The organism is Paraplanobispora siamensis (genome assembly GCF_016863175.1).
Lineage (GTDB): Bacteria > Actinomycetota > Actinomycetes > Streptosporangiales > Streptosporangiaceae > Planobispora > Planobispora siamensis.
This window is the reverse complement of the sequence record NZ_BOOJ01000023.1, coordinates 1-23,244: the sequence shown is the minus strand read 5'-3', so window position 1 is coordinate 23,244 and position 23,244 is coordinate 1. Positions and strand designations below refer to the sequence as shown.

The window sequence follows — 23,244 nt, the reverse complement described above, 5'->3', positions numbered from 1 at the left end:
CCCTATGTCAGTATCCAAACAACGCCAGGGACATTACACATCGGACGTGAGGGCTCGATCCAATCGCATTCCCACCATTTGGGACGTTCCCCGGCGAACCAGAGAACCGATTCCTACGCGCCGTAGACCGGGTCCGGCTCCGGGGCGTCGGCCAGCAGCTTGGCGACCGCCTCTCCGACCTCGGCCGCCTCCCAGCGGGAGTCCCGTTCGACGCGCGGGCCGTGCCGCCAGCCGTCGGCGAGCGAGATGACCCCGCCCTCCACCTCGAACACCCTGCCCGTCACGCGCGCGGACCCGGCGGACCCCAGCCACACCACCAGCGGCGCCACGTTGGCCGGGTCCATCGCGTCGAACCCCTCCCGCGGGCGGGCCATCGTCTCGGCGAAGACCTGCTCGGTCATCCGGGTGCGGGCGGCCGGGGCGATCGCGTTCGCGGTCACGCCGTAGCGGCCCAGCTCGGCCGCGGCCACCAGCGTGAACGCCGCGATCCCGGCCTTGGCCGCGGCGTAGTTGCCCTGGCCCACGCTGCCGAGCAGCCCCGCACCCGACGAGGTGTTGATCACCCGGGCGTCCACCCGCTCACCCGACTTCGCGCGCTCCCGCCAGTGCGCCGCGGCGTGCCGCAGCGGCAGGAAGTGACCCTTGAGGTGCACGCGGATGACGTCGTCCCACTCCTGCTCGGTCATCGAGACCAGCATCCGGTCGCGGACGAACCCGGCGTTGTTCACCAGCACGTCCAGCCGCCCGAAGGCGCTCAGCGCCATCTTGACCAGCCGGGCCGCGCCGTCCCAGTCGGCGACGTCGTCGCTGTTGGCCACCGCGCGGCCGCCCATCGCCTTGATCTCCTCGACCACGCCCAGCGCGGGACCGCCGGAGCGCCCGGCGCCATCCTGCCCGGCCCCCAGGTCGTTGACCACGACCGCGGCCCCCTGCCGGGCGAACTCCAGTGCGTGCTCCCGCCCGATGCCGCGCCCGGCGCCGGTCACGATCACCACGCGGCCGTCACAGATCCCGCTCATGCCAAGGTCCCTTCGCCGTGATCATCCAGAGTTTCCCGGCCGTTCATCCACCGTGTCCAGAGGCGATCTGTCCGGATCCAGCCTGTCCGGACGCAGCCTCCTCGGAAGCGGCCCGCCCGGAGGCGATCTCCCGCCAGGCGGGGATCTCCCCGCCGCCGTGCAGGGCGATCTCGGCCCCCGTCACGTAGCCGGGAGCGGCCAGCCACAGGCACGCCTGCGCCACGTCCGCGGGCGAGGCCATCCGCCCGGCCGGCACGGCGGCGCCCATCCGCCGCACGCCCTCCGGCCCTCCGTAGTGACCGGCCGCCGCCTCGGTCTCGGCCAGGCCGACGACCACCGTGTTGACCCGGACGTGCGGGGCCCACTCGGCGGCCAGGCACGCGGCCAGATGGTGCAGGCCCGCCTTCGCCGCGCCGTAGGCGGAGGTGCCGGGCGAGGGCCGTACGCCGCTCGAACTGCCGATCATGATGACCGACCCGGCGGCCCCCGCCTGCGCGCCGTCCGGACCTCCCGGGGCACTCGCGGCGCTCGCGGCCAGGAGCGGATGGGCCCGCTGGGCGACCAGCAGCGGCGCGACGAGGTTGAGCTCGATGACCCGGGCGTGCAGCCGCGGCGGGGTACCGGCCACGGGCGCGTACGGCGAGCCGCCCGCGTTGTTCACCACGACGTCGAGCCGGCCGTACCGCTCCTCGATCCCCGCGAACAGCCGGTCCACCTCCGCCGGGTCCCTGACGTCGGCCGCGGTGAAATCACCGGCCACGGAGGAGTCCGGCCTCCCCCGGGCGCACACGACCACGCGGGCCCCGGCCGCCAGGAACGCCTCCGCGATCCCGGCGCCGATCCCCCGGGTCCCGCCGGTGACCAGCACCACCGATCCGGTGTAGTCGTAGGAGACCCGCACGCCGGCCCTCGCCTTCTCTCCCCGGTCCGCCGCACGCCACCTTACCAAGCAAGCGTTAGGTAATACAGGAAGAGAAGGATGGTCCTTTACGAAGTAATGTCATCTCATACCGGACATGCCCCGGTACGGCGCGCCGCCCGAGGCGGCTGCTCGTCTCACGGGCGTCCGGTACGGCGATGCGTCAGGCCGGGAGCTCCCCCGCCAGGAGCTCGGCGGCGGCCTGGCCGCAGACGCGGGCCGAACCGTGGGTGGCGATGTGCACGGCGCCGAGGTCTGACCTGCCGGGCAGTCCCATCTCGATCACGACGGTGTCCGGGCGGGCGGCCAGGAGGTGGTTCAGAGCGTCCTCCTGCCACAGGTGACGGTGGGCGTCGCGGACCACCGCGACCAGGGGCCGGCCCGCGGCCGAGCCCAGGGCGGCCTCGATCGCGCCCCCGGTGGCGGCCGGGGCGTCCAGGCGGGTGACCGTGGTGCCCGGCAGGAGCTTGCCGAGCGGCTCGCCCACCCCCCACGGGGTGGCCTTGTCGATGGCGAGATTCATCTCCGGGGCGAGCTCGACCACGTGCGGCGGGGCCGGCAGGGGCAGCACGTCCGCGGCGGAGCGGCGGGTGATCCGCAGGGCGCGCCGGGCGGCGACCAGGCCGATCGGGACGTCGCCCGGACGGCTGGGCGCGACCGGCGGGGTCGGGCCGGGGGTGCCCCAGGCGGCGAGGGCGCCGACCCGGCGGGCCGCGTCGGCCAGCCGCTCCTCGGGCAGCCATCCCTCCAGCACGGCGTCCGCGATGGCGTCGCGGGCCTCGACGGCGGTCTGCTCGTCGGCGTGCTCACCGCCGATGCAGACGGCGTCGGCGCCCGCGGCGATCGCCCGCGCGGAGGCGCCGCCGATGCCGAAGGGGCCGGAGACGGCCTGCATCTCGATGCCGTCGGTGATGATGACGCCCTCGAAGCCCATCTCGGCCCGGAGCAGGTCGTGCAGGATCCGGCCGCTGAGCGTCGCGGGCATCCCGCCGTCGTAGGCGGACACCAGCAGGTGACCCGTCATGATCGACTGCACGCCCGCCTCGATGGCCGCGCGGAAGGGCCGCAGGGCCACCTCGTGCAGCTCCTCCGCGCGGGCCGCGACCGCCGGGAGCCCGTGGTGGGAGTCCACGGAGGTGTCGCCGTGACCGGGGAAGTGCTTGGCGCAGGCGGCCACGCACGCGGACTGCAGGCCCTTGATCCAGGCGACGGCGTGCCGGGCGACCAGGTCGGGGTCGGCACCGAAGGAGCGCAGGCCGATGACCGGGTTGTCGGGGTTGGAGTTCACGTCCGCCGAGGGGGCGAAGTCGAAGTTGACGCCGGCCCGCGCCAGGTCGTGGCCGAGGTCCCTGGCGATCCGCTCGGTCAGCTCGACGTCGTCCACCACGCCGAGCGCGTAGTTGCCGGGGCGGGTGCTCCCGGCCGCCACCTCCAGGCGGGTGACCTCGCCGCCCTCTTCGTCGATGCCGACCAGGAGGGCGGGGTTCTCCGCGCGGAGCGCGGCCGTCAGCTCGGCCACCTGGACGGGACCGGCGATGTTGCGGGAGAAGAGCACCACCCCGGACAGCCCGCCGGCCAGGCGCCTGCGGAGCCACTCCGGCGGCGTCTTCCCCTCGAACCCGGGGAACAGGACCGCGTCCGCCAGACGGAGCAGCTCCGGGCTGCGCTTCATGCATCCTCCTCGCTGGCGGACCGGCGGCATGGCATGCCGAAGGCGCACAGACACCTTGTCGTCTCGACCCTCCGGGAAAGCGCTCCCAGAAGCCTGCGCGCAAATCTAATAGGAAAGTTTCCTAAAAGCTATAGGGCTGACCATGGCTATTCCCGCGTGTGAAACGGGAGACGTGTGTGAAACGGAAGGAGAGGCACGGCGGAGGCCGGAAACCCACCGGCCGTCCGCGGGCGTGCTCAGACGACGTCGGGGACGAGGCGGTTGTCCCGGACGGTGAAACCGGCCACGTGGCGCACCGGCGCTCCCGGCAGGTCGACGAAGTCGACGGCGCGGTAGGCGGTGTGCCAGTCGTCCGCCGTGACCGTGCACATCACGTAGCCGCGACGGCCGTCGAAGAACTTCAGGTGCGGGTTGGCCCCGAGGACGACGCCGGCCTGGGCGTCGGTCACCGTGGACGCGCTGGTCACCGACGAGCCGACGAACTCCACGCCCCTGCGGGCCGACGACGGATCGGCGAAGTCGGCCATGATCTCCCCCGCCCAGGCGTTGTGGACGTCCCCGGAGACGACCACCAGGCCCTGCACACCCGAGTTCACGATGCGCGAGCGCAGCGCCGGATAACCGTCCCAGGCGTCGGTGCTCACGTGGGGCGGCGGACCGGGCAGGATCCTGCGCGCGAAGAACAGCGGCTGCGCCAGCACCTTCCAGCGCGCCGACGACGCCGCGAGCCGCTCCATCAGCCACCGCTCCTGCGCTGGGCCGAGCATGTCGGCCGCCGTCCTGTACTGGCGGACGTCCAGGGCCAGGAAGTCGGCGACCCGGCCGTAGGGCCGCCACCGGTACATCTGCAGCCCGGAGTCCGACGGCCGCACCCGCAGCGGCAGGTGCTCGTAGTACGCCTGGTAGGCGGCGGCGCGCCGGCGCCGGAAGGCGGCCGGGTCGGACCCGTCCCCGGGCAGCGTGCCCTGGTAGTTGTCCCTGACCTCGTGGTCGTCCCAGACGGTCACCCAGGGCGCGGCCCGGTGCGCGGCCTGCAGGTCCGGGTCGGTCCGGTAGCGGGCGTAGCGGTTGCGGTACTGGTGGAGGGTCTCGCAGACCCTCTCGGGAGGCTCCAGCCTGCGGACGTAGCGCCCGGGCGCCGGGTTGGCCGGCTTGCCGTACTCGTAGATGTAGTCGCCGAGCTGGAAGACCACGTCGGGACGTTCGTCCGCCATGTGCCGCAGCGCGGTGTAGCGCCCGTGCTCGTAGCGCTGGCAGGAGACGAACGCGAAGCGCACCGGCGCCGGGGAGGAGGCCGCCGGCGCGGTTCTGGTCCGGCCGGCCGGGCTGACGGTGGCGGCGAACGGCGCGCCGACGGAGAAGCGGTAGAAGTAGTCGGTCGCCGGGTTGAGGCCGGTGACCTTGACGTGCACGCTGTGCGCCCAGCGCCGGTCCGCCCGGGCGGTGCCCTGGCGGACGACCTTCTTGAAGCCCTCGTCCTCGGCCACCTGCCACCGGACCGTCACGACCGTGTCGGGCATGCCGCCCGGCCGCCGGGGGTCCTGGCCGAGCGGGTCGGGGGCGAGCCGGGTCCAGATGATCACCCCGTCGGGCGCCGGCTCCCCCGAGGCCACCCCGAGCGTGAAGGGGAACCCGAGATTCGCCATGGGACGATCGTGACGCACAAAGCGTGATTTGTCAGAGTCTTTCGGTGATGACGGCATCGGTCCCGTCAGATCGCCATATATAGGCGGCCCATCTTCCCGCGCGCCGTACCGCCTCGATGAGCTGGCGCGTTCTGGTGAACAAGCGATTGCGCAAGGGCTCATAATGGGAGGGTGAACACGCGAAAGAACTCCGGCGCCGCGGCCACCCCGGTCAAGCGGCAGAGCACGACGAAGCGCGCGACCGCATCCGGCTCCGCTTCGGAGCGCCGCGACCACCTCGTCAAGCTCGCCGCCGAGCTCTTCGCCCGCAAGGGTTTCCAGGCGACCACCGTCCGCGAGATCGCGGAGGAGGCGGGCATCCTCTCCGGAAGCCTCTACCACCACTTCGACTCCAAGGAGACGATCGTCGACGAGGTGCTCACCACCTTCCTCGACGACCTGGTGGGCCGCTACCGGGCCGCCCTGGAGCAGGACGGCGACCCCCGCACGATCCTGTCAGAGATGGTGCGCATCGGCTTCAGCACCCTCGAACCCCACCGCGCGGCGATCACCGTCATGCAGAACGACTGGAACTATCTGCGCTCCCTGCCCGGCGACCGCTTCGACTACCTCGTCAAGGCCGAGGACGAGGTCGAGCGCATGTGGGTCGAGCAGATCAAGCGCGGCCAGGCCGTCGGCCAGTTCCGCGCCGACGTCGACCCCAAGCTCACCTACCGCATGATCCGCGACACCATCTGGGTCGCCGTGCGCTGGTTCCGCCCCGGGGGCCGCCTCAACACCGCGGGCCTGGCCGACCACTACGTCACCGTCCTGTTCGACGGCCTGGCCACCGGCGAGCGCACCAGCCAGAAGGCCTGACCCCGCGGGCTCCTCCCGCGGTACGGCTCCACCGCGAACGGTCCGGAACGGTCCGCGAAAGATCCACGGGCGGTCCACGGGCGACCCCGAAGTCGCGAGCAATCCTGAAGGGGCATGGCTCCCCCCACGGGCTGGGCCGGCGCGATACGCTCTACGGCCGGCGAGGGATGAGCTGTCCGTGAAGAGCGAACGAGGAGTGATGAGCGGGCATGGAGGCACTCCTGAAGGCTGTGAGGCTGGCGCTCGCCGAGGCAGCCGATCCCGCCAAGGCCCCTGCCATGCAGGCCTACATGAAGTCGTCCATGCCCTTCCTGGGGGTGCACGCCACCACCCGCCGCACGCTGCTGAGAAAGGTCTTCGCCGAGCACCCGCTGGAGAGCGCTCCCGAGTGGCGCAGGGCCGTGCTCGCCCTGTGGCGGGAGGCGGAGTACCGCGAGGAGCGCTACGCGGCGATCACCCTCACCGCCTTCCCGCTGCACTGGGGCCAGACGCTCTACACGCTCCCGATCTACGAGGAGATGATCGTCTCCGGGGCGTGGTGGGACTTCGTCGACGAGGTCGCCATCCAGCGGGTCGGCGCCCTGCTGCGCAGGTTCCCCGACACCATGCGCCCGCTCATGCTGGAGTGGGCGCACAGTGACGACCTGTGGAAGCGCCGTACCTCGATCATCTGCCAGAACAAGTTCAAGGCCGACACCGACACCGGCCTGCTGTACGCCTGCATCGAGCCCAGCCTGTCCGACACCGCCTTCTTCGCCCGCAAGGCGATCGGCTGGGCCCTGCGGGAGTATGCCAAGACCAACCCCCAGGAGGTCGTCCGCTACGTCACCCACAAGGGCATCAGCGGCCTGAGCCGGCGCGAGGCGCTGAAGAACCTCCCGGTCCGGTGAGCCCGCGGCCCCGGCCCGGACGGGCGGCCGGGCCTATTCAGGGGCCGGCCTATTTGAGCGCCCCGGCCGTCAGTCCCTTCTGGATCTGGCTCTGGAAGATCACGTAGACGATCAGCACCGGGAGGATGGCCATGCTCAGGGCCGCGAACAGCGCCGCCCAGTCGGCGTCGTACCCGGCGTCCGCGGAGATCTCGGCGATCCCCTGGGTGAGCACCCACTTCTCCTTGGCCGAGGTGAGCAGGACCAGGGGCAGCTGATACTGGTTCCACTGCCCCAGGATGTTGAACACGGTCACGCTGACGATGCCCGGCCTGGCCATCGGGAGCATGACCTGGAAGAACACCCGGGTGTGCGAGGCCCCGTCCACGAAGGCCGCCTCGGCCACCGCGCCGGGCAGCGTCCGGAAGAACGCCGCCAGGAAGAACACCGTGAACGGCAGCGAGTAGGCGATGTAGACCAGGATCAGCCCGCCGTGGGTGTTCAGGCCGATGAACGGGCCGATGAAGGGGACCCTGCCCATGTTCTGCACGACGAAGAACAGCGGGGTCAGCGCCAGATAGACGGGGAAGGCCAGCCCGGAGACGAACAGCAGATAGATCGCCCGGCTGCCGCGGAAGGGATAGCGGGCGAGCACGTAGGCCGCCATCGAGCCGAGCAGCATGGTGCCGAACGTGCCGCACGCCACCACGAGGACGCTGTTAATCATGTACTGCCCGACGTTCGCCTGCTCCCAGGCGCGGGCCCAGTTGTCCAGGCGCACGGTGGCCGGCAGCGACCAGGCGTCGCCGAAGATCTCGTCCTCGGTCTTCACCGACGCCAGGAACGTCCACACGATCGGGACGACCACCAGGACCGTCCAGACCATCAGCGCCGCGTGCGTCAGGACCGACAGCGGCCCCAGCCGCCTCCGGCGCTCCTGCCGGGCGTAGGACCGGCCGTGGGGGATCGCCGCCTCCGTCATCAGAACTCGATCCGCTCACGCCGCGACAGCCGCAGGGCCAGCGCCGCGAACCCGATGGTGAAGAAGAACAGCACCACGCCCATCGCGGAGGCGTAGCCGAACCTGGAGTACTCGAACGCGTTGCGGTAGATCTCCGCCGCCATCACCGTCGTCGAGTAGTCGGGGCCGCCCTGCTCGGGCGTCATCACCCACACGATCGCGAAGACGTCCAGCGCGATGATGCCGAGATAGACCCATCCGACCTGGATGGTGTCCCACAGCAGCGGGAGCGTGATCCGGAAGAACATCGGCGGGCCGCCCGCCCCGTCGATCGCCGCCGCCTCGAACAATTCGCGCGGGATGGAGGCGATGCCCGCCGAGAACAGCACCACGTAGAAGCCGACGGCCTGCCAGACGAGCACACCGAGGATCGACCAGAGCGCGATGTCGGTGTCGGACAGGAACCCGATCGGCTCGAAGCCCATCGCGATCAGCGGGGCGTTGAGCATGCCGCTGCGGTCGGGGCGGAAGACCTGCTGGAACAGGACCGCGATCACGGCGATCGCGAGGACCTGGGGGAAGAAGAACACCACCCGGTAGAACCTCGACCCCCAAACTCCCCCGGTCCCGCCCCGCCCGCCCGCGTTGAGCAGGAAGGCGAAGAACAGCGCGATCACGATGGTGAGCACCGGCAGCAGGACCAGCAGCAGGAGGTTGTGGCCGACCGCCTTCCAGAAGACGGTGTCCTCCAGCAGCCTGCGGAAGTTCTCCAGGCCCACGAACTGCGGGCTGGCGTTCACCCCGCGCCAGTTGGTCAGCGCGATGGAGAACGCCTGCGCGTAGGGGGCGATCACGTAGACCACGTAGAGGGTCACCGGGAGCACGAGGAACCCGACGGCGAACCGTGTCCTCCCGTGCCTCATGGCCCGCCCACCGCGCCGCCGGACCCGCCCGTCACTGCGCGCGGCACACCCGCCGTGCGGCCGGGCGAGCCCGCCCGCTCCAGCTCGCTCACCGCTTGAACTTCTTGACCGACGAGTCGTTCTTGATCGCTTCGGCCTTCTTCTGGGCGCGCTCCGCCCACTCGTCGACCGTCAGCTTGCCGTTCATCAGCTGACCGGACGCGGCGGCCACCTCGTCGTGCAGTTCGGCGTACCACTTGCGGAACAGGAACCAGACCGCGTTGTCGCCCGCCACGAGCAGGGCCTTCGCGGCGCTCCTCAGCCCCGGCTTGAGCTCGCGGCCCTCGCCCGCGCCCTTGACGACCGTGAGCGTGGAGACCAGCTCCATGAAGTCGCCGGCGCCGTCCTTGGAGAGCATCGCCCGCATGTACTCCATGCCCGCCCGGGGGTTGGCCGACCTGGCCGACACGACGTACTCCTCGCCCGGCTGGACGTGCAGCGTGCCGTACGGCATGGCGTCGGAGGAGGTGAAGCCGGGCAGCGCGAACATGGCGTAGCCGAAGTCCGCGGGGGTGGTGTCCTTCTGCTCGTTCTCCAGCCAGGACCCGCAGGGCAGCATGGCGACCTGCCCCTTGTTCTGCGCGGTCTGGGTCTGGACGTGGTCCAGGCCCGCGGTGCCCTGCATGAGGTACTTGGCCCCGATCTCGGCGAAGGCCCCCGCCGCCTGCTTGACCGGCTCGGCCGTCCAGGCGCCGTCCTCCAGGTTGTCGATGTTCTTCAGCACGTCCTTGCCGCCGATCTTGGCGGCGAGCGTGAGGATGGCCTCGTAGATGTAGTACGGATGCCTGCCCGCGTAGGTGAAGGGCGCCATCTCGCCCGCCTTCTTGATCTCCTCGCAGAGCGCGGTGAACTCCTCCCACGTCTTGGGCGGCCGCCAGCCGTTGTCGTCGAAGAGCTTCTGCGAGTACCAGATGCCCCAGACCGTGTTGACGTAGTTCATGACGTACGGCGTGCCGTCGTAGCTGCCCAGCTCGATGGCGGCGGGGTCGATCGTGTCGCGCACCTTCACGGTGGGGTCGTCCCAGCTCGGCGCGTCGTACAGGGGGGTGAGGTCGGCCAGCTGGCCGTCCTGGACCAGGGCGCCGAAGTCCATCGCGTTGGCGCCGGAGTTGTTGATGAACTCCGGCGGGTTGCCCCCGGCGAAGCGCGGCTGGAGGGTCTTGGCGATCTCCTGGGTGGCGTTGTGCTTGATCTCCAGCTTCGGGTACTTCGCCTTGAGCAGCGGCTCGTGGATGTCCTTGGCGTAGGCGTCGCCGAAGCCGCCGTCGAAGATCCAGATCTCCAGCGGCCTGTCCTCGGCCAGGCCGAGCGGGTTGGCGGCGCTGGTCGCCCCGGCGGCCGGCGCCGAGGAGGTGCCGCCGTCGCCGGCGGGGGTGGCGCACGCGGACGCGACGGGCAGGGCGAGCCCGGCGAGGACCGCGCTGCGCAGGAGTTCGCGCCTGGATAGCGGGGTCATGCTTCCTCCTGGATGGTTAGGCACCTCGCCGGATCCTTCCGGCGTAACGGCTTTCCAGAGCCTGGTTGTGCTCGTCGCCGCCGACCACGTTCGCCGAGCGGTAGACCGGCGGGCTCTGCCCGTCCCCGGCCAGCTCGCGCACCACCTCGGCCACGACCATCTGGGCCAGCAGCGCCGAGGTGATCGTGGAGACCGCGCCGAACGAGCCGCCGCCCGGCAGCGGCAGGACGGCGTCGCCGTACGGGGCGCCGTTGTCGAGGACCACGTCGGCGAGGTCGAGGAGCTTGCGGCCCGAGGGGTGGCGGGAGGTCATCGCGGTGCTGTGGCGCACCGAGGTCAGGGCGATCAGGTCGTGGCCGCGCTCCTTGACGAGGGAGGCCAGCTCCACGACCGAACCGTTCACGCCGGAGCTGGATACCAGCACGAACACGTCCTGCGGCTCGACGGGGGCCAGGTCGTAGATCCTGCGGGCCACGGAGGGGTCGCGCTCCAGCCGTGAGGGCGTGTCGGTCAGCACGCTCACCGGGGCGCCGCCGTACAGGACGATGTCGCGCAGGGCGAGCCGGTTGCTGGGCACCAGGCCGCCCGCGCGCCCGGCGATCTCCATGGCCACGGCCTCGGAGTGGCCGGAGCCGAACGCCTGGATCACGCCGCCGCCGCGCAGTGAGGCGGCCATCAGGGCGGCGGCCCTGCCCACCGCCCCGCCCTGCGTCCGCACGGTCTCGTCCATCAGGGACCGCACCTCGCGGACGTAGTCGGAGGCACCGATGTCCATGCGGTCAGCTCCTCTCCACCCGGTGGCTCTCCAGCGCCCGGATCGTCCGTTCGAACGACTCGTTGGTCCGCTCGTAGGTGCGCTGGGCGATCGCCACGTAGACGGCGTCGAGCACGAACAGCTGCGAGTGCACGGCGGCGAGCCCGCCCAGCCTGAAGGTGGTCTCCCGGCTGGCGGTGGTCAGCACCAGGTCGGCCAGCTCGGCCAGCGGGGAACGGGCGAAGGAGGTGACCGCGACGGTCAGCGCGCCCCGGTCGCCGGCCTCGGCCAGGGACTCCAGAACCTCGCGGGTGCGTCCCTGGTGGGAGATCCCGATCGCGACGTCGCCCTCGGCCAGCAGCGCCGCGTCGGCCAGCGCCTCGTGCGCGTCGGCGTGGCTCCAGCAGGGCACCCGGATCCGGCGCAGCCGCCCGCCCAGCATCCCGGCCACCGCGCCGCTGGTGGAGACCCCGAAGATCAGGACCCGCCGGGCCGCGACGACCGCGTCGGCGATCGCGGCGACGGTGGCGGGGTCGAGCTGGGCGGCGGTGTCCTGGATGAGCCGGGAGTCGGCCGCGGCCATCACGCCGATCGCCACGTCGAGCGGGTCGGTGGGGCCGATCTCGTGGCCCACCCCGGCGTCCCAGTGGGCCTGCGCGGCCCGGCCGGTCTCGGTGGCCAGCGCGACCCGCAGCTCGGCGTATCCGCCGAAGCCGAAGACCCGGCAGAACCGTGTGACGGTGGCCGGCGAGCTCCCGCTGACCTCGGCGAGCGCGATGATCGTGGACCGGGCCGCCCCCGCGGGATCGGCCAGGATCGTCTCCCCCACCCGGCGCAGCGCCTCGGGCAGGGCGGGCGTCTCGGTCCGGATGCGTCCGAGCGCGCCTGCGGCCACAGGTATTCCTTTCACCCAAGGACGGGATGCATGAAAATTATTCTTGTCAATCTCCCACGTCAAGGGGTTGCACGCAGTCCTGGCAATCTCGTGAGACGCCGGGCCGGCGACGTCCGGCGGGACGGTGGAACCGCAGCGGGTCCGCGGAGCGGCGCCGATCAGCGGCGGCCGGCGACCTCCTTGCGGACGCGGGTGAAGACCCTGGCCGGATCCTCGCCGAGGAAGTACCAGGGCGAGTCGGTCACGTTGTCGCCGATCATTTCGAGCTGCCCCCTGCAGGCGTCGAAGTCGTCGGCCAGGTAGAAGGCGACCGCGAACACGTTGTACGGCACCGGCCAGCGGCGGCCCCGCCGGTGACCGGGGTGGTTGACCGACCGGTCGGCCACCGTGCGCAGTTCCGCGCGGACCCCCGGGTGCCTCATGTGCAGGGAGTCCTCACCCGACGGCAGGGACAGCCACTGCTCGATGTGCGCGATGGCGACGAGGTGCCCCAGCCGACCCCCGGGAGAGGAGCCGACGACCGACTTGCGGGCGAAGTCGAACATCTCCTCCTGGCTTCCGTGCCACTTCGCGCACAGGTACTGCAGCATCTGCTCGTGGGCCATCACGTGCGACGGGTGCCTGCTGACGACGTTGCCGAAGCGGCGCGCGGCCTCCTCTTCGCCGACTCCCCGCCCCCGGGCCGACATCACCAGGAACGTCCACGCCGTGGTGTCGTCCGGATCCCTCCCGACCACCTCGTCCAGGCAGTCCTCGGCCATCTCCAGCCGCCGGTGGAACTCCCGGAACCGCTGTTCCGAGGTGTGGGCGGCGTATGCGCCGCCCCGCGCCTCCCACGCCCAGGAGACCCCGTGGGCCCCCTTGATCAGCAGAGGCAGCGTGGAGTCCGGCTCCGCGGCGATCCACTCTCCGATCCAGTCCTGCACGCCGTCCACATGGGAGCAGATGTCCATGTAGAAGGCCCGGTCGTCGGGATCGGTGACGCCGTCGAGGAGGCCGCGGACCGCCGGCCAGTCACGCCCGGCCAGGGCCTGCCGTATCGCCCTTCCCCGGGCGTCGCCCATGCACGGGTCGACGGCCGGCGGCTTCTGCCATGGGAATCTCACTGTGCCCTCTTCAACGACGTCGCATGATATTTCGCCGCAAAGCCCGCGAGCCCTCGTGTAGCGACATATCGGGAAAAGGAGAATATATGGCCCTCCCGCGAGCCCGGCGATGCGCGCCGGGCCCGGACGAGACCCGGATGCGTGGAAATCATTCCTGCCGATCTCCCACGTCGAGACCCCGGGCACGATGCCCGGGGTCTCGGTGTGAAAGGTGCTCCGGCGAGGTCAGCCGCCGCCGGACCTGCCCGGCTCGCCAGACTTGCCCGGCTCATCGGACTCGCCGAGGTCGTCCAGCCCTCCCGGTCCGAGCCCGGGCTCGTACATCGGGTTGTCGTCCAGTTTCTCGGGGGTGACCATCAGCCGGACCTTCCCCGCCATGGCCGCCTCGGCGTCCCAGACCGTCCAGGCGGGTCCGACCTCCCCGGCCGTCACCGCCTCGAAGCTCAGGCTGCCGCCGTCCCCCACGATGATCCGCTGGAACTCGACCTGCAGGCCGCGCCTGCGCACCTCGGCCAGGACCTCCTCGACCGGACGGCCGTCCACGTCGGTCCCGCGCAGCTCCCCGTACCGGCCCACGGCCGAGCCGTGGTTCCGGTAGGCCTCCCCGGGCCTGGCCTGACGCCCCAGCTCGATCCAGGCCTCCCCGGTGAAGTCGGCGGGGACCCGGAGCACCATCACGCAGCCCGGCTCGCTCGGGCTGCAGCCCGAAGGCTCCGTCCCGGCGACGAACCCCCGGCCGACCCCGCCCCCGCTCGTGCCCACCCGGAAGATCTCCCCGACCGCGCCCGGCGAGGCCGGTGACAGGTTGAGCCCCACCTTCAGGCCGAGCGCCGCGAAAGCCTCGCCGAACTCCTCGCGCTCGGCGAAGGGGTCCTTGATCCGCGCGACGTAGTCGCCGCCCTCCCGCTCGATGGCGACGGCGGAGTTGGCGTAGGAGGCCGCCCCGCCGGAGCCGTCCTCCAGCAGGCTCGGCCCGACGACGAAGCCCGCGGCGAGCACGACCGCGGCCGCGCCCAGCGTGAGACGCCGCAGGCCGTACCGGCGGACCGCGGCGGGTACCGGCACGTCCCCCGCGGTCCGTCCCGTGGGCTCCTCGGCCGTGACCGAGGCCAGCAGCGTCCGCGCCCCCGTGCCGGACACCTCGCCTCCCGGCCGTCCGGGCCGGACCCGGGCCAGCGGGCCGATCAGGTCCTCGACGCTCTTGATCTCGGGGCCCTTGACGTTCCTCACAGCGACCTCCCGGCCGGAACCATCCGGCGCTCCATCCCGAAGGGGACACCGGCCGCGGCGAGCGCTCGTGAGAACCGCCTGCGGGCCCGGTGGAGCCTGATCCGCACGGCGTTGCGCGACAGGCCCATCATCGTGGCGATCTCCTCGCGCTCCAGTCCCTCCCAGGCGACCAGCGACAGCAGCTCCCGGTCGTCCTCGGACAGGTTCCGGAACACCTCGGCGATCACGCTCATCTCGACACCTCTGTCGGCCGGGGCCGCGTACAGGTCGGCCATCTCCGCGTCGAGCCCGGCGCTGCGCGCCCGGCGGAGAGTCTCGCCGCGCCGGTGGTTGGCCAGCACGTTGCGCGCCACGCCGTACAGCCAGAGCACGGCCTCCTGCCCTTTCGGCAGCTCGTCCACCCGGCGCCAGGCCACGGCGAACGTCTCGGCGACGACGTCGGCCGCGTCCTGCGGCGAGTCGCAGCGGCGGGCGGCGTAGGCGGTGATCCTGCCGTACGCCTCCCGGTAGACGGCCTCGAACCTGGCCGGTCGATCGTCACTCACGGGCGCTCCCCATGGCCGGTCTCCTTCGTCAGGCGGGATACGGACACTCCCTCCATGTGCCGGGAGGGGCCATCATTTCCCCGAGTCCGAAGATTTCCGAGAATCCCGGGGCCCGCCGACGCCGCGGCGTCCCGGTCCCCGGTTCCTCGCGAGGCCCTCAGTTCGTCAGGAGCGCGGCGCTGCCGTAGGAGCCGCCGAAGCCGGTTACCAGCGCCGTCTCGCGGCCCTGCCGGAGCTCGCGTACGGCCTGGGCCACGTTGTTGAGGCCGTGCACGTAGCCCTCCGACAGCAGGCCGCCGTGCGGGTTGACCCCGGCGTGGCGGCGCTCCAGCAGGAAGGCGCCCAGGTCCGCCCGCTCGGCCAGGCCGAAGTCCTCCAGCTGCCGGGGCACCAGCCAGGAGTAGGCGTCGTACAGCAGCGCCACGTCCACGTCGCCCGGCTTCATGCCCGAGCGCTCCCACAGCAGCGGGGCCAGGTGGCCGGAGAAGATCCGCGTGACGTCCGGCGCGCGGTCCATGGCCGAGCAGCCGGGGCCGCCGCCCCGCACCACGGTGTGGACGCGCGGGGCCGCGGGCGCCAGCCGTACGTCCCGGACCACCAGCGCGCACGCGCCGTCGGTCTCCTGGCAGCAGTCCACCGTGCGCAACGGCGAGCAGACGTACGGCCTGGCGAGATAGTCCGCCAGGGACAGCGGGTCGCGGCGCAGGGCGCGCGGGTTGGCCGCGGCGTTCTGCCGGGACTGGGCCACGACCGCGTGCAGGTGCTCCTCGGTGAGCCCGGTCTCGTACAGATAGCGCTGGGCGGCCAGGGCGAACACGGGGATCGGGCCGGCCATGCCGTACGGAACGGTGAAGCGCTCCTGCGGGCCGGTGGAGACGGTGTTCATGCGCGTGCCGGAGCGGCCGTTCAGCGCCCGGTAGACCAGGACCGTGCGGGCCAGGCCCGAGGCGATCAGCATGGCGGCGTCGCCCAGGATGGAGGCCGCCTGGGTGCCGCCGCCGGTGATGTCGTTGTGCCAGCCCAGCCGCTCGATCCGCAGGGCCGCGGCGACCCGGACCACCGGGACCGAGTCGTTCATGTGGTAGCTGAGGACCGCGTCCACCTCGCCGGGCTCGACGCCCGCGTCGGCGCACGCGGCGCGGGCGGCCTCGACCGCCAGCTCCAGTTCGGTCCTGCCGGACTCCCTGGTCAGGGCCGTCATCCCGATTCCGGCGACGGCCGCGCTGCCCCGCATGGAACTCCCGGAGGGGTCGTGTCGCCCGCCGGGACGGGGCGCGATCCACCCCGGCGGGCGACGTCTGCGGGCGGCCGGTAGGGGCCGCCGACGTCACGCTAACGCGGCGCGATTACTTAGGCAAGCGCTTGCTCGGTTAACAAAGCTGCCCATTTCGGTGATCTTTCCTCTACCATCGTCGAAGGTGACAGAAAGGGCCGAGGAGCGCTTCATGGACGACCAGCAGGCGCCTGCGGGGATCGACCCTACGACTCCCAGCGTGGCGCGGATGTACGACTACTACCTCGGCGGCAAGGACAACTTCGCCTCCGACCGCGAGGCCGCGGAGCAGATCATCAAAATGATCCCGGAGGCCCGTGCCAACGCCCGCGCCAACCGCGCCTTCCTGTCCCGGACGGTGAGCGAGATCGCCCGGCAGGGCGTGCGCCAGTTCCTGGACATCGGCTCCGGCCTGCCCACCCAGGAGAACGTCCACCAGGTGGCGCACCGCATCGCCCCCGAGGCGCGGATCGTCTACGTCGACAACGACCCCATCGTCATGGCGCACGGCAGGGCCCTGCTGGAGGACAACCCCCACACCACCGTCGTCCAGGCCGACATGCGCGAGCCCGAGACCCTGCTCGACCATCCCGAGATCCGCGCGAACATCGACTTCGACCGGCCGGTGGCCGTCATCCTGGCGGCCATGCTGCACTTCGTCCCCGACGACGAGGCCGCCTCGGCCATCGTCACGGCGGTCCGCAAGAAGCTGGCCCCGGGCAGCCACCTGGTGATCTCCCACATCTACGCCGGGGACATGCCCGCCGACGTCCAGGCCGGGGCGACCGGCGTCTACCGCTCCACCAGCGCCGGGGGCATCGCCACCCGGACCCCCGCCCACCTGGAGGCCTACACCGAGGGCATGGAGCGGCTCGCCCCCGGCATCGTCCCGATCCAGGCCTGGCGGCCGGAGCACGAGGAGGACGCCGTGATCGACTTCACCCGGCCCGGCCTCATCGGCGTGGTTGCCAGGGTGCCGTGACACCCCGCCGGGGATATCCGCACCCATTGGCTAGCTGTACTATCCAATAGTGCGGATATCCCAGCTCAGCGCCGCCACGGGCGTGCCCATCCCGACGATCAAGTACTACCTCCGCGAAGGTCTGCTCCCCGCCGGGGAGCAGACCGCCGCCACCCGGGCGGAGTACGGCGAGCGGCACGTGCGGCGGCTCCGCCTGATCCGGGCGCTGCTGGAGGTCGGGCGGCTGCCCATCGCGGCGATCCGCAAGGTGCTGTCCGCCGTGGACGACCCGGAGCTGGGCATGCACTACGTGCTGGGCACCGCTCACTACGCCATCGCCCCGAAGGTCGAGCCGCGCCCCGGCGACGACCGGTGGCGCGAGGCCCGCGAGCGGGCCGACCGCATGATCGCCGACCTCGGCTGGCGGGTCGACCCCGACGCCCCCACCCGCGACGAGCTCGCCCAGGCCATGCTCACCCTCGGCGAGCTGGGCATGCCCGCCACCGGCGAGGCGCTGCTCCCCTACGCCGAGGCGGCCATGCGCCTGGTGAGCGAGTACGAGATCCGCACGGTCCACACCTCCGGCACCCGCGAGGAGGCGGTGCAGGCCCTGGTCGTCGGCACCGTCGTGCACGGCCGCGTCCTGGACGTCATGCGCCGCCTGGCCCAGGAGTCGGCCTCCGCCGGGATCTTCGGCAACGAGGACGGCGGGACGTCCGCTCCCCCGCCTACTCCCTGACGTCGACCGGGCGCTTGAGCAGCCACAGGGCCGCGCGCTGCAGGAGCGTGCGGTGGGCCGGGCTGTCGTAGGAGCGCGTGTCGTGGCCCAGCGCGTCGTAGACGACCCGGCCGCGCCGCACCGGGCGGGCCCAGACCAGGGGCTGGCCCATGGCGGAGGCCAGGGGGTGCACGTCGGACAGGACGGTCAGGTCGCTGTAGACCTCGTCCACCAGGTCGAAGTCCCGCAGGCCGTCGACCACCGGGTGCCCGCCGTGGACCCGCACGCTCGCCCAGCCCAGCGGCGGGTGGTGGGACTTGCTCCAGTCCCAGCAGGCGCCCAGCACGCGGGGCCAGCCCTGCCAGTCGTCGAAGCAGATGGAGGCGCTGTGCATGCACAGCAGGCCGCCGCCCCGCTCCAGGTGGTCCAGCAGCGCCGTACGGGCCTGGGCGGGCAGTTCGAAACGCCACAGGGCCCGGTGGTCGGCGAAGCGCTCCTGGCGCATCCGCCAGCGCAGCGCGTTGATCGTGATCAGCTGGTACTCGGGGGCGTCGGCCAGGCCGCCGACGATGTCCTCGGTGACGTCGGACTCGACTCCGACCTCGGCGAGGGTCTCCGCCAGGGCCGCGGACGTCGCGGAGAAGTCGTGGTACATCCCTCCGGAGAGGATCAGGTTTCGGGCCACGGCTCCACTTCAACACGGAAGCGCACCGGTCGCCACCCTGTAACCCGGAGCTCCAGCCGCAGCTCACAACAGTCCAGAGGGGCCTGTGAAACCTTTTCGTAACGGTCCTGCCTGGCAAAACGGGCCTAAGTAACATCCCGTTCACATACGGGCAACAGATGTGAAATTGCCACTTGCGACTCTTTGAGGGCAGCAGACCACTCCCTCCCCAAGGACTCCGGCGATGACCTTCAAGGCTGAATACATCTGGATCGACGGCACCGAGCCGACCGCCAAGCTCCGTTCGAAGACCAGGGTCCTGGCGGACGGCGCCGAGCTCCCGATCTGGGGCTTCGACGGGTCCAGCACCAACCAGGCCGACGGCCACTCCTCCGACCTCGTGCTCAAGCCGGTGTTCACCTGCCCGGACCCGATCCGCGGCGGCGACAACGTGCTGGTCATGTGTGAGGTCCTGAACATCGACATGACCCCGCACAGCAGCAACACCCGTGCGCTGCTGACCGAGGTGGCCGAGAGGTACGCCGACCAGGACCCGTGGTTCGGCATCGAGCAGGAGTACACCTTCTTCAAGGAGGGCCGCCCGCTCGGCTTCCCGATCGGCGGCTTCCCCGCCCCGCAGGGCGGCTACTACTGCGGCGTCGGCGCCGATGAGGTCTTCGGCCGCGACATCGTCGAGAAGCACCTCGACCTGTGCCTGGAGGCCGGCCTGAAGATCTCCGGCATCAACGCCGAGGTCATGCCCGGCCAGTGGGAGTTCCAGGTCGGCGCGGCCGGCCCGGTCGAGGTCGCCGACCACCTGTGGGTCGCGCGCTGGCTGCTCTACCGCGTGGCCGAGGACTTCGGCATCGCCGCCACCCTCGACCCCAAGCCCGCCAAGGGCGACTGGAACGGCGCCGGCGCCCACACCAACTTCTCCACCAAGGCGATGCGCGAGGGCTACGACGCCATCATCGCCGCCTGCGAGGCGCTGGGCGAGGGTGACAAGCCCCTGGAGCACGTCAAGCAGTACGGCCACGGCATCGAGGACCGCCTCACCGGCCACCACGAGACCGCCCCGTGGAACAAGTACAGCTACGGCGTCTCCGACCGCGGCGCCTCGGTCCGCATCCCGTGGCAGGTCGAGGTCGACAAGAAGGGCTACATCGAGGACCGCCGCCCGAACGCCAACGTCGACCCCTACGTGGTGACCCGCCTGCTGGTCGACACCTGCTGCACCGCCCTGGAGAAGGCCGGCCTGGTCTGATCCCAGCGCGACGCGCGGAGGCCGTGGACACCCTGCCGGGGGCGTCCACGGCCTCCGTGTTTCACGGATGTTCGGGTAATGCCGGTATGACATCCTTCGAAGGGATTCGCATTGGCTCGGGGGAAGGCAGGCATGGACAAGCCAGTCATCGTGACGGTCGACGACGATCCGGGCGTGTCGCGCTCGGTGGCACGCGACCTGCGGCGCCGGTACGGGCACTCCTACCGGATCGTCCGGGCCGACACGGCCGCCGAGGGCATCGAGAGCGTGCGGGAGATGCGCCTGCGCGGTGACGACGTCGCGGCCATCCTGGCCGACTACCGGATGCCGCAGATGAACGGCGTGGAGTTCCTGGAACAGGCGATGGACCTGTACCCGCACGCCCGCCGCGTGCTGCTGACCGCCTACGCCGACACCGACGCGGCCATCCAGGCGATCAACGTCGTGGACCTCGACCACTACATGCTCAAGCCGTGGGACCCGCCGGAGGAGAAGTTCTACCCGGTGCTGGACGCCCAGCTCGACGCCTGGCAGCGGGCCGACCGCCGGCCGGTGGACGAGCTGCGGGTGGTGGGGGCCCGCTGGTCGTCCCGCTCCTACGAGATCCGCGACTTCCTGGCCCGCAACCAGGTCCCCTACCGCTGGCTGCTGGATGAGGATCCGCAGGGCGCGCAGCTGGTCGCCGCCGCGAACGTGGACGGCGACGCCGGTCCGGCCGCGCTCCCGCTCGTCGTCACCGCGGAGGGCGCCGTCCTGACGGCGCCGACCACCGCCGAGCTGGCCGGGGCCGTGGGGCTGTCCACCTCCCCCGCCACCGACTTCTACGACCTGATCGTCATCGGCGGCGGACCCGGCGGGCTGGGCGCGGCCGTCTACGGCGCCTCCGAGGGGCTGCGCACCGTGCTGGTCGAGAAGCACGCCTCCGGCGGGCAGGCCGGCCAGAGCTCCCGCATCGAGAACTACCTGGGCTTCCCCGACGGCGTCTCCGGCGCCCAGCTCGCCGACCGGGCCCGCCGCCAGGCCCTGAAGTTCGGGGCCGAGCTGCTCACCGCCCGCACGGTCACCAGCCTGGAGGTCAGGGGCCAGGCCCGGGTGGTCGGCTTCGCCGACGGCAGCAGCATCGCCGCGCACACGGTGATCCTGGCGACCGGCGTCTCCTACCGGCGTCTGAACACCCCCGGCCTGGACGACTTCATCGGCAGGGGCGTCTACTACGGCGCGGCCGTGACGGAGGCTCCCAACTGCCGCGACAGCGAGGTCTACATCGTGGGCGCGGCCAACTCCGCCGGGCAGGGCGCGGTCTACCTGTCGGGGTACGCCAGCAGGGTCCACCTGATCGTCAGGAGCGACGGGCTGGAGAGGTCCATGTCGCACTATCTGATCGAGCAGATCGCGCGGATCCCCAACATCGAGGTGCACACCGAGACCGAGGTCGTGGGCGCCGGCGGCGTCGACCACCTGGAGACGCTCACCCTGAAGGGCCCCGAGGGCGAGCGGACGGCCGAGGCCGAGTGGCTGTTCGTCTTCATCGGCGCCGAGCCGATGACCGACTGGCTCGGCGACACGATCGAGCGGGACGGGCGGGGCTTCGTCCTGACCGGGCCCGACCTGACCGCCGCGGAGAACCGGCCCCGGAACTGGCCGCTGCGGCGCGAGCCGTACCACCTGGAGACCAACGTGCCGGGCGTGTTCGCCGCCGGGGACGTCCGCGCCGACTCGATCAAGCGGGTCGCCTCCGCGGTCGGCGAGGGGGCGATGGCCGTGGCCCTCGTCCACCGCTACCTGGAGAAGACCTGAGGCGTCCGCGGGGACGGGGACGGACCGGTGGGTGACACGCGCAGAGAGGGCGGATGACCGATGATGGCCGACAAGGACGTGCTCCGCGGGCTGTTCCTGTTCGAGAAGCTGGAGGAGGACAGGCTCGATCATCTGGCCGCCCTCGGCGAGATGATCGAGGCGGAGGCGGGTGAGCCGGTCGTACGGCAGGGCGACCCGGCGGACCGCTTCCTGGTGCTCGTCGAGGGCGAGGTGGTGATGTCCAACCTGACCCCCTCGGGGACCGTCGCCATGACGCCCACCTCCCAGCCCGGGGTCTACGCCGGGGCCCTGGCCGCCTATCTCGGCGACCGCGCGCCCGAGACCTACCTCCACTCCCTCCACGCGACCAAGCCCTCGCGGCTGTTCGCGCTGCCCGCCGCGGAGTTCGGCCGGATCATGAACGAGTGGTTCCCGATGGCGGTGCACCTGCTGGACGGGGTGCGCCTGGGCGGTCTGGCCCAGCGGGACCTCATCGACCGCAGGCAGCGGCTGACCGCTCTCGGCACGATCACCGCCGGGCTCACCCACGAGCTCAACAACCCCGCCGCGGCGGCCGCGCGGGCCGTGGGCGAGCTGCGGGAGAAGGTCCGCTCCTCCCGGCGGCGCCTGGCCGAACTGGCGGAGGCGGGCATCTCCCCCGAGCGGCTGCGCGCGCTGGTGGACCTGGAGGAGAAGTGCGCGAGCGGCATGGCGAACGTGCCCGCCCGGTCGCCGCTGGAGATCTCCGACGCCGAGGACGCGCTGGGCGACGCGCTGGAGGAGGCCGGGGTCGCCGACGGCTGGGAGGTCGCCGCTCCCCTGGTCGCGGCCGGGTTCGGCGCGGAGAAGCTGGACAAGGTCCGCGGCGAGGTCGGCGACGGCCACCTGCCGGGGGCGATGCACTGGCTGGCCGAGGCGATCGAGATCTCCCAGATGCTGGACGAGGTGGTCGACGCGACCGAGCGGATCTCCTCGCTGCTCGCCTCCGCCAAGCAGTACTCCCAGATGGACCGCGCGCCGTACCAGACGGTGGACGTACGCGAGCTGCTGGACAGCACGCTGACGATGTTCCGCGGCAAGATCCCGCCGGGCGTCACCCTGGCCACCGACTACGACCCCGCCCTGCCGCCGCTGCCGGCCTACGCCGGCGAGCTCAACCAGGTGTGGACCAACCTGATCCACAACGCCCTGGACGCGATGGACGGCGCGGGCACGCTCACCGTGCGGACCAGCCTGGAGCACGACACCACCGCGCTGATCGAGATCTGCGACACCGGTCCCGGCGTCCCCGAGCACCTGCGCGAGCGGATCTTCGAGCCGTTCTTCACGACCAAGGCCGTCGGCGAGGGCACCGGCCTCGGCCTGGACATCTCCTTCCGCATCGTCGCCGGCCGCCACGGCGGCGACCTGCGGGTGGAGTCCGTCCCCGGCGACACCCGCTTCCAGGTCCGCCTCCCGCTGACCGAACCGCCCGGCGCGCAGCACGCCGGCCACGACGGCCACGCGGGCTGAGCCGCGGCCGTCGAGAAGGAGCCGCAGGAGCCGGAGGAGCCGCGAACGCCGACGCGGCCACCGCGTGACCGCGAGGTCACACGGTGGCCGCGAGGCCGGTGGGTCATGGTCCTGCGGGCCTGAGGTCCTCGACGCTCTCACGGGGTCCGCGGACCGGGGACGT

The 23,244-nt window shown here is 71.7% G+C and carries 21 protein-coding genes; 7 read left to right on the top strand and 14 right to left on the bottom strand.

Features of this window, described 5'->3' with window-relative positions; all coding sequences use genetic code 11:
- Positions 1–113 precede the first annotated feature (113 nt).
- The 4 genes from Psi01_RS12200 to Psi01_RS12185 all read right to left on the bottom strand — a co-directional run bounded on the left by Psi01_RS12200 (position 114) and on the right by Psi01_RS12185 (position 5,256).
- On the bottom strand, positions 114–1,019 hold the full coding sequence (locus Psi01_RS12200) for an SDR family oxidoreductase (RefSeq protein ID WP_204064091.1): 906 nt from the start codon (positions 1,017–1,019) through the stop codon (positions 114–116).
- A 43-nt stretch (positions 1,020–1,062) separates the two neighbouring features.
- Positions 1,063–1,920, bottom strand: coding sequence for an SDR family oxidoreductase (locus Psi01_RS12195; protein WP_204064090.1), 858 nt, complete (start codon positions 1,918–1,920; stop codon positions 1,063–1,065).
- 181 nt (positions 1,921–2,101) lie between these two features.
- Entirely contained in the window at positions 2,102–3,610 is a 1,509-nt protein-coding gene (locus Psi01_RS12190; RefSeq protein ID WP_204064089.1) for a glycoside hydrolase family 3 protein, read from the bottom strand.
- A gap of 236 nt (positions 3,611–3,846) precedes the next feature.
- Entirely contained in the window at positions 3,847–5,256 is a 1,410-nt protein-coding gene (locus Psi01_RS12185) for an alkaline phosphatase D family protein (protein ID WP_204064088.1), read from the bottom strand.
- A gap of 171 nt (positions 5,257–5,427) precedes the next feature.
- On the opposite strand from Psi01_RS12185, the gene Psi01_RS12180 reads away from it, so the two are divergent.
- Positions 5,428–6,114 (top strand): TetR/AcrR family transcriptional regulator, encoded by a 687-nt coding sequence (locus Psi01_RS12180; RefSeq protein WP_204064087.1) that lies wholly within the window; start codon positions 5,428–5,430, stop codon positions 6,112–6,114.
- A gap of 209 nt (positions 6,115–6,323) precedes the next feature.
- A complete protein-coding gene (locus tag Psi01_RS12175) occupies positions 6,324–7,004 on the top strand; it encodes a DNA alkylation repair protein (protein ID WP_204064086.1) in 681 nt (226 codons plus the stop codon).
- Between the two features lie 49 nt (positions 7,005–7,053).
- On the opposite strand, the gene Psi01_RS12170 is transcribed toward Psi01_RS12175, so the two are convergent.
- The 9 genes from Psi01_RS12170 to Psi01_RS12130 form a co-directional block, all read right to left on the bottom strand.
- Positions 7,054–7,965, bottom strand: a complete 912-nt coding sequence (locus Psi01_RS12170; protein ID WP_204064085.1) for a carbohydrate ABC transporter permease — start codon at positions 7,963–7,965, stop codon at positions 7,054–7,056.
- On the bottom strand, positions 7,965–8,867 hold the full coding sequence (locus Psi01_RS12165; protein ID WP_204064084.1) for a carbohydrate ABC transporter permease: 903 nt from the start codon (positions 8,865–8,867) through the stop codon (positions 7,965–7,967). The genes Psi01_RS12170 and Psi01_RS12165 overlap by 1 nt, the downstream gene beginning before the upstream one ends.
- 88 nt (positions 8,868–8,955) lie before the next feature.
- The gene (gene ngcE, locus Psi01_RS12160; RefSeq protein ID WP_239127552.1) at positions 8,956–10,362 is read right to left on the bottom strand and encodes an N-acetylglucosamine/diacetylchitobiose ABC transporter substrate-binding protein; all 1,407 of its coding nucleotides are present in this window, start codon (positions 10,360–10,362) and stop codon (positions 8,956–8,958) included.
- 16 nt (positions 10,363–10,378) lie between these two features.
- On the bottom strand, positions 10,379–11,137 hold the full coding sequence (locus Psi01_RS12155) for a sugar isomerase domain-containing protein (protein WP_204064082.1): 759 nt from the start codon (positions 11,135–11,137) through the stop codon (positions 10,379–10,381).
- 4 nt (positions 11,138–11,141) lie between these two features.
- A complete protein-coding gene (locus tag Psi01_RS12150) occupies positions 11,142–12,026 on the bottom strand; it encodes a MurR/RpiR family transcriptional regulator (protein WP_239127551.1) in 885 nt (294 codons plus the stop codon).
- Between the two features lie 143 nt (positions 12,027–12,169).
- Positions 12,170–13,117 carry a hypothetical protein gene (locus Psi01_RS12145; protein ID WP_204064081.1) on the bottom strand — a complete coding sequence of 316 codons (948 nt, stop codon included), beginning with the start codon at positions 13,115–13,117 and terminating at the stop codon, positions 12,170–12,172.
- Positions 13,118–13,342: 225 nt separating this feature from the next.
- Entirely contained in the window at positions 13,343–14,347 is a 1,005-nt protein-coding gene (locus Psi01_RS12140; protein ID WP_204064080.1) for a hypothetical protein, read from the bottom strand.
- Complete coding sequence (locus Psi01_RS12135; RefSeq protein WP_204064079.1) at positions 14,344–14,892, bottom strand: RNA polymerase sigma factor; 549 nt, start codon at positions 14,890–14,892, stop codon at positions 14,344–14,346. The genes Psi01_RS12140 and Psi01_RS12135 overlap by 4 nt, the downstream gene beginning before the upstream one ends.
- Positions 14,893–15,049: 157 nt before the next feature.
- The gene (locus Psi01_RS12130) at positions 15,050–16,126 is read right to left on the bottom strand and encodes a thiolase C-terminal domain-containing protein (protein WP_204064078.1); all 1,077 of its coding nucleotides are present in this window, start codon (positions 16,124–16,126) and stop codon (positions 15,050–15,052) included.
- 184 nt (positions 16,127–16,310) lie between these two features.
- Between Psi01_RS12130 and Psi01_RS12125 the strand changes: the two genes are divergently transcribed.
- Positions 16,311–17,147, top strand: coding sequence for an SAM-dependent methyltransferase (locus Psi01_RS12125; RefSeq protein WP_239127549.1), 837 nt, complete (start codon positions 16,311–16,313; stop codon positions 17,145–17,147).
- A 49-nt stretch (positions 17,148–17,196) separates the two neighbouring features.
- Positions 17,197–17,865, top strand: coding sequence for a MerR family transcriptional regulator (locus Psi01_RS12120; RefSeq protein WP_204064077.1), 669 nt, complete (start codon positions 17,197–17,199; stop codon positions 17,863–17,865).
- On the opposite strand, the gene Psi01_RS12115 is transcribed toward Psi01_RS12120, so the two are convergent.
- On the bottom strand, positions 17,855–18,529 hold the full coding sequence (locus Psi01_RS12115; RefSeq protein ID WP_204064076.1) for a ThuA domain-containing protein: 675 nt from the start codon (positions 18,527–18,529) through the stop codon (positions 17,855–17,857). The two genes, Psi01_RS12120 and Psi01_RS12115, sit on opposite strands and share 11 nt — an antisense overlap.
- A 223-nt stretch (positions 18,530–18,752) precedes the next feature.
- Between Psi01_RS12115 and glnII the strand changes: the two genes are divergently transcribed.
- The 3 genes from glnII to Psi01_RS12100 all read left to right on the top strand — a co-directional run bounded on the left by glnII (position 18,753) and on the right by Psi01_RS12100 (position 23,081).
- Complete coding sequence (glnII, locus tag Psi01_RS12110) at positions 18,753–19,772, top strand: glutamine synthetase (RefSeq protein WP_204064075.1); 1,020 nt, start codon at positions 18,753–18,755, stop codon at positions 19,770–19,772.
- A 132-nt stretch (positions 19,773–19,904) separates the two neighbouring features.
- The gene (locus Psi01_RS12105; protein WP_204064074.1) at positions 19,905–21,569 is read left to right on the top strand and encodes an NAD(P)/FAD-dependent oxidoreductase; all 1,665 of its coding nucleotides are present in this window, start codon (positions 19,905–19,907) and stop codon (positions 21,567–21,569) included.
- Positions 21,570–21,629: 60 nt separating this feature from the next.
- Positions 21,630–23,081: an ATP-binding protein gene (locus tag Psi01_RS12100; RefSeq protein WP_239127547.1), complete on the top strand. Its 1,452-nt coding sequence runs from the start codon at positions 21,630–21,632 to the stop codon at positions 23,079–23,081.
- Positions 23,082–23,244 lie beyond the last annotated feature (163 nt).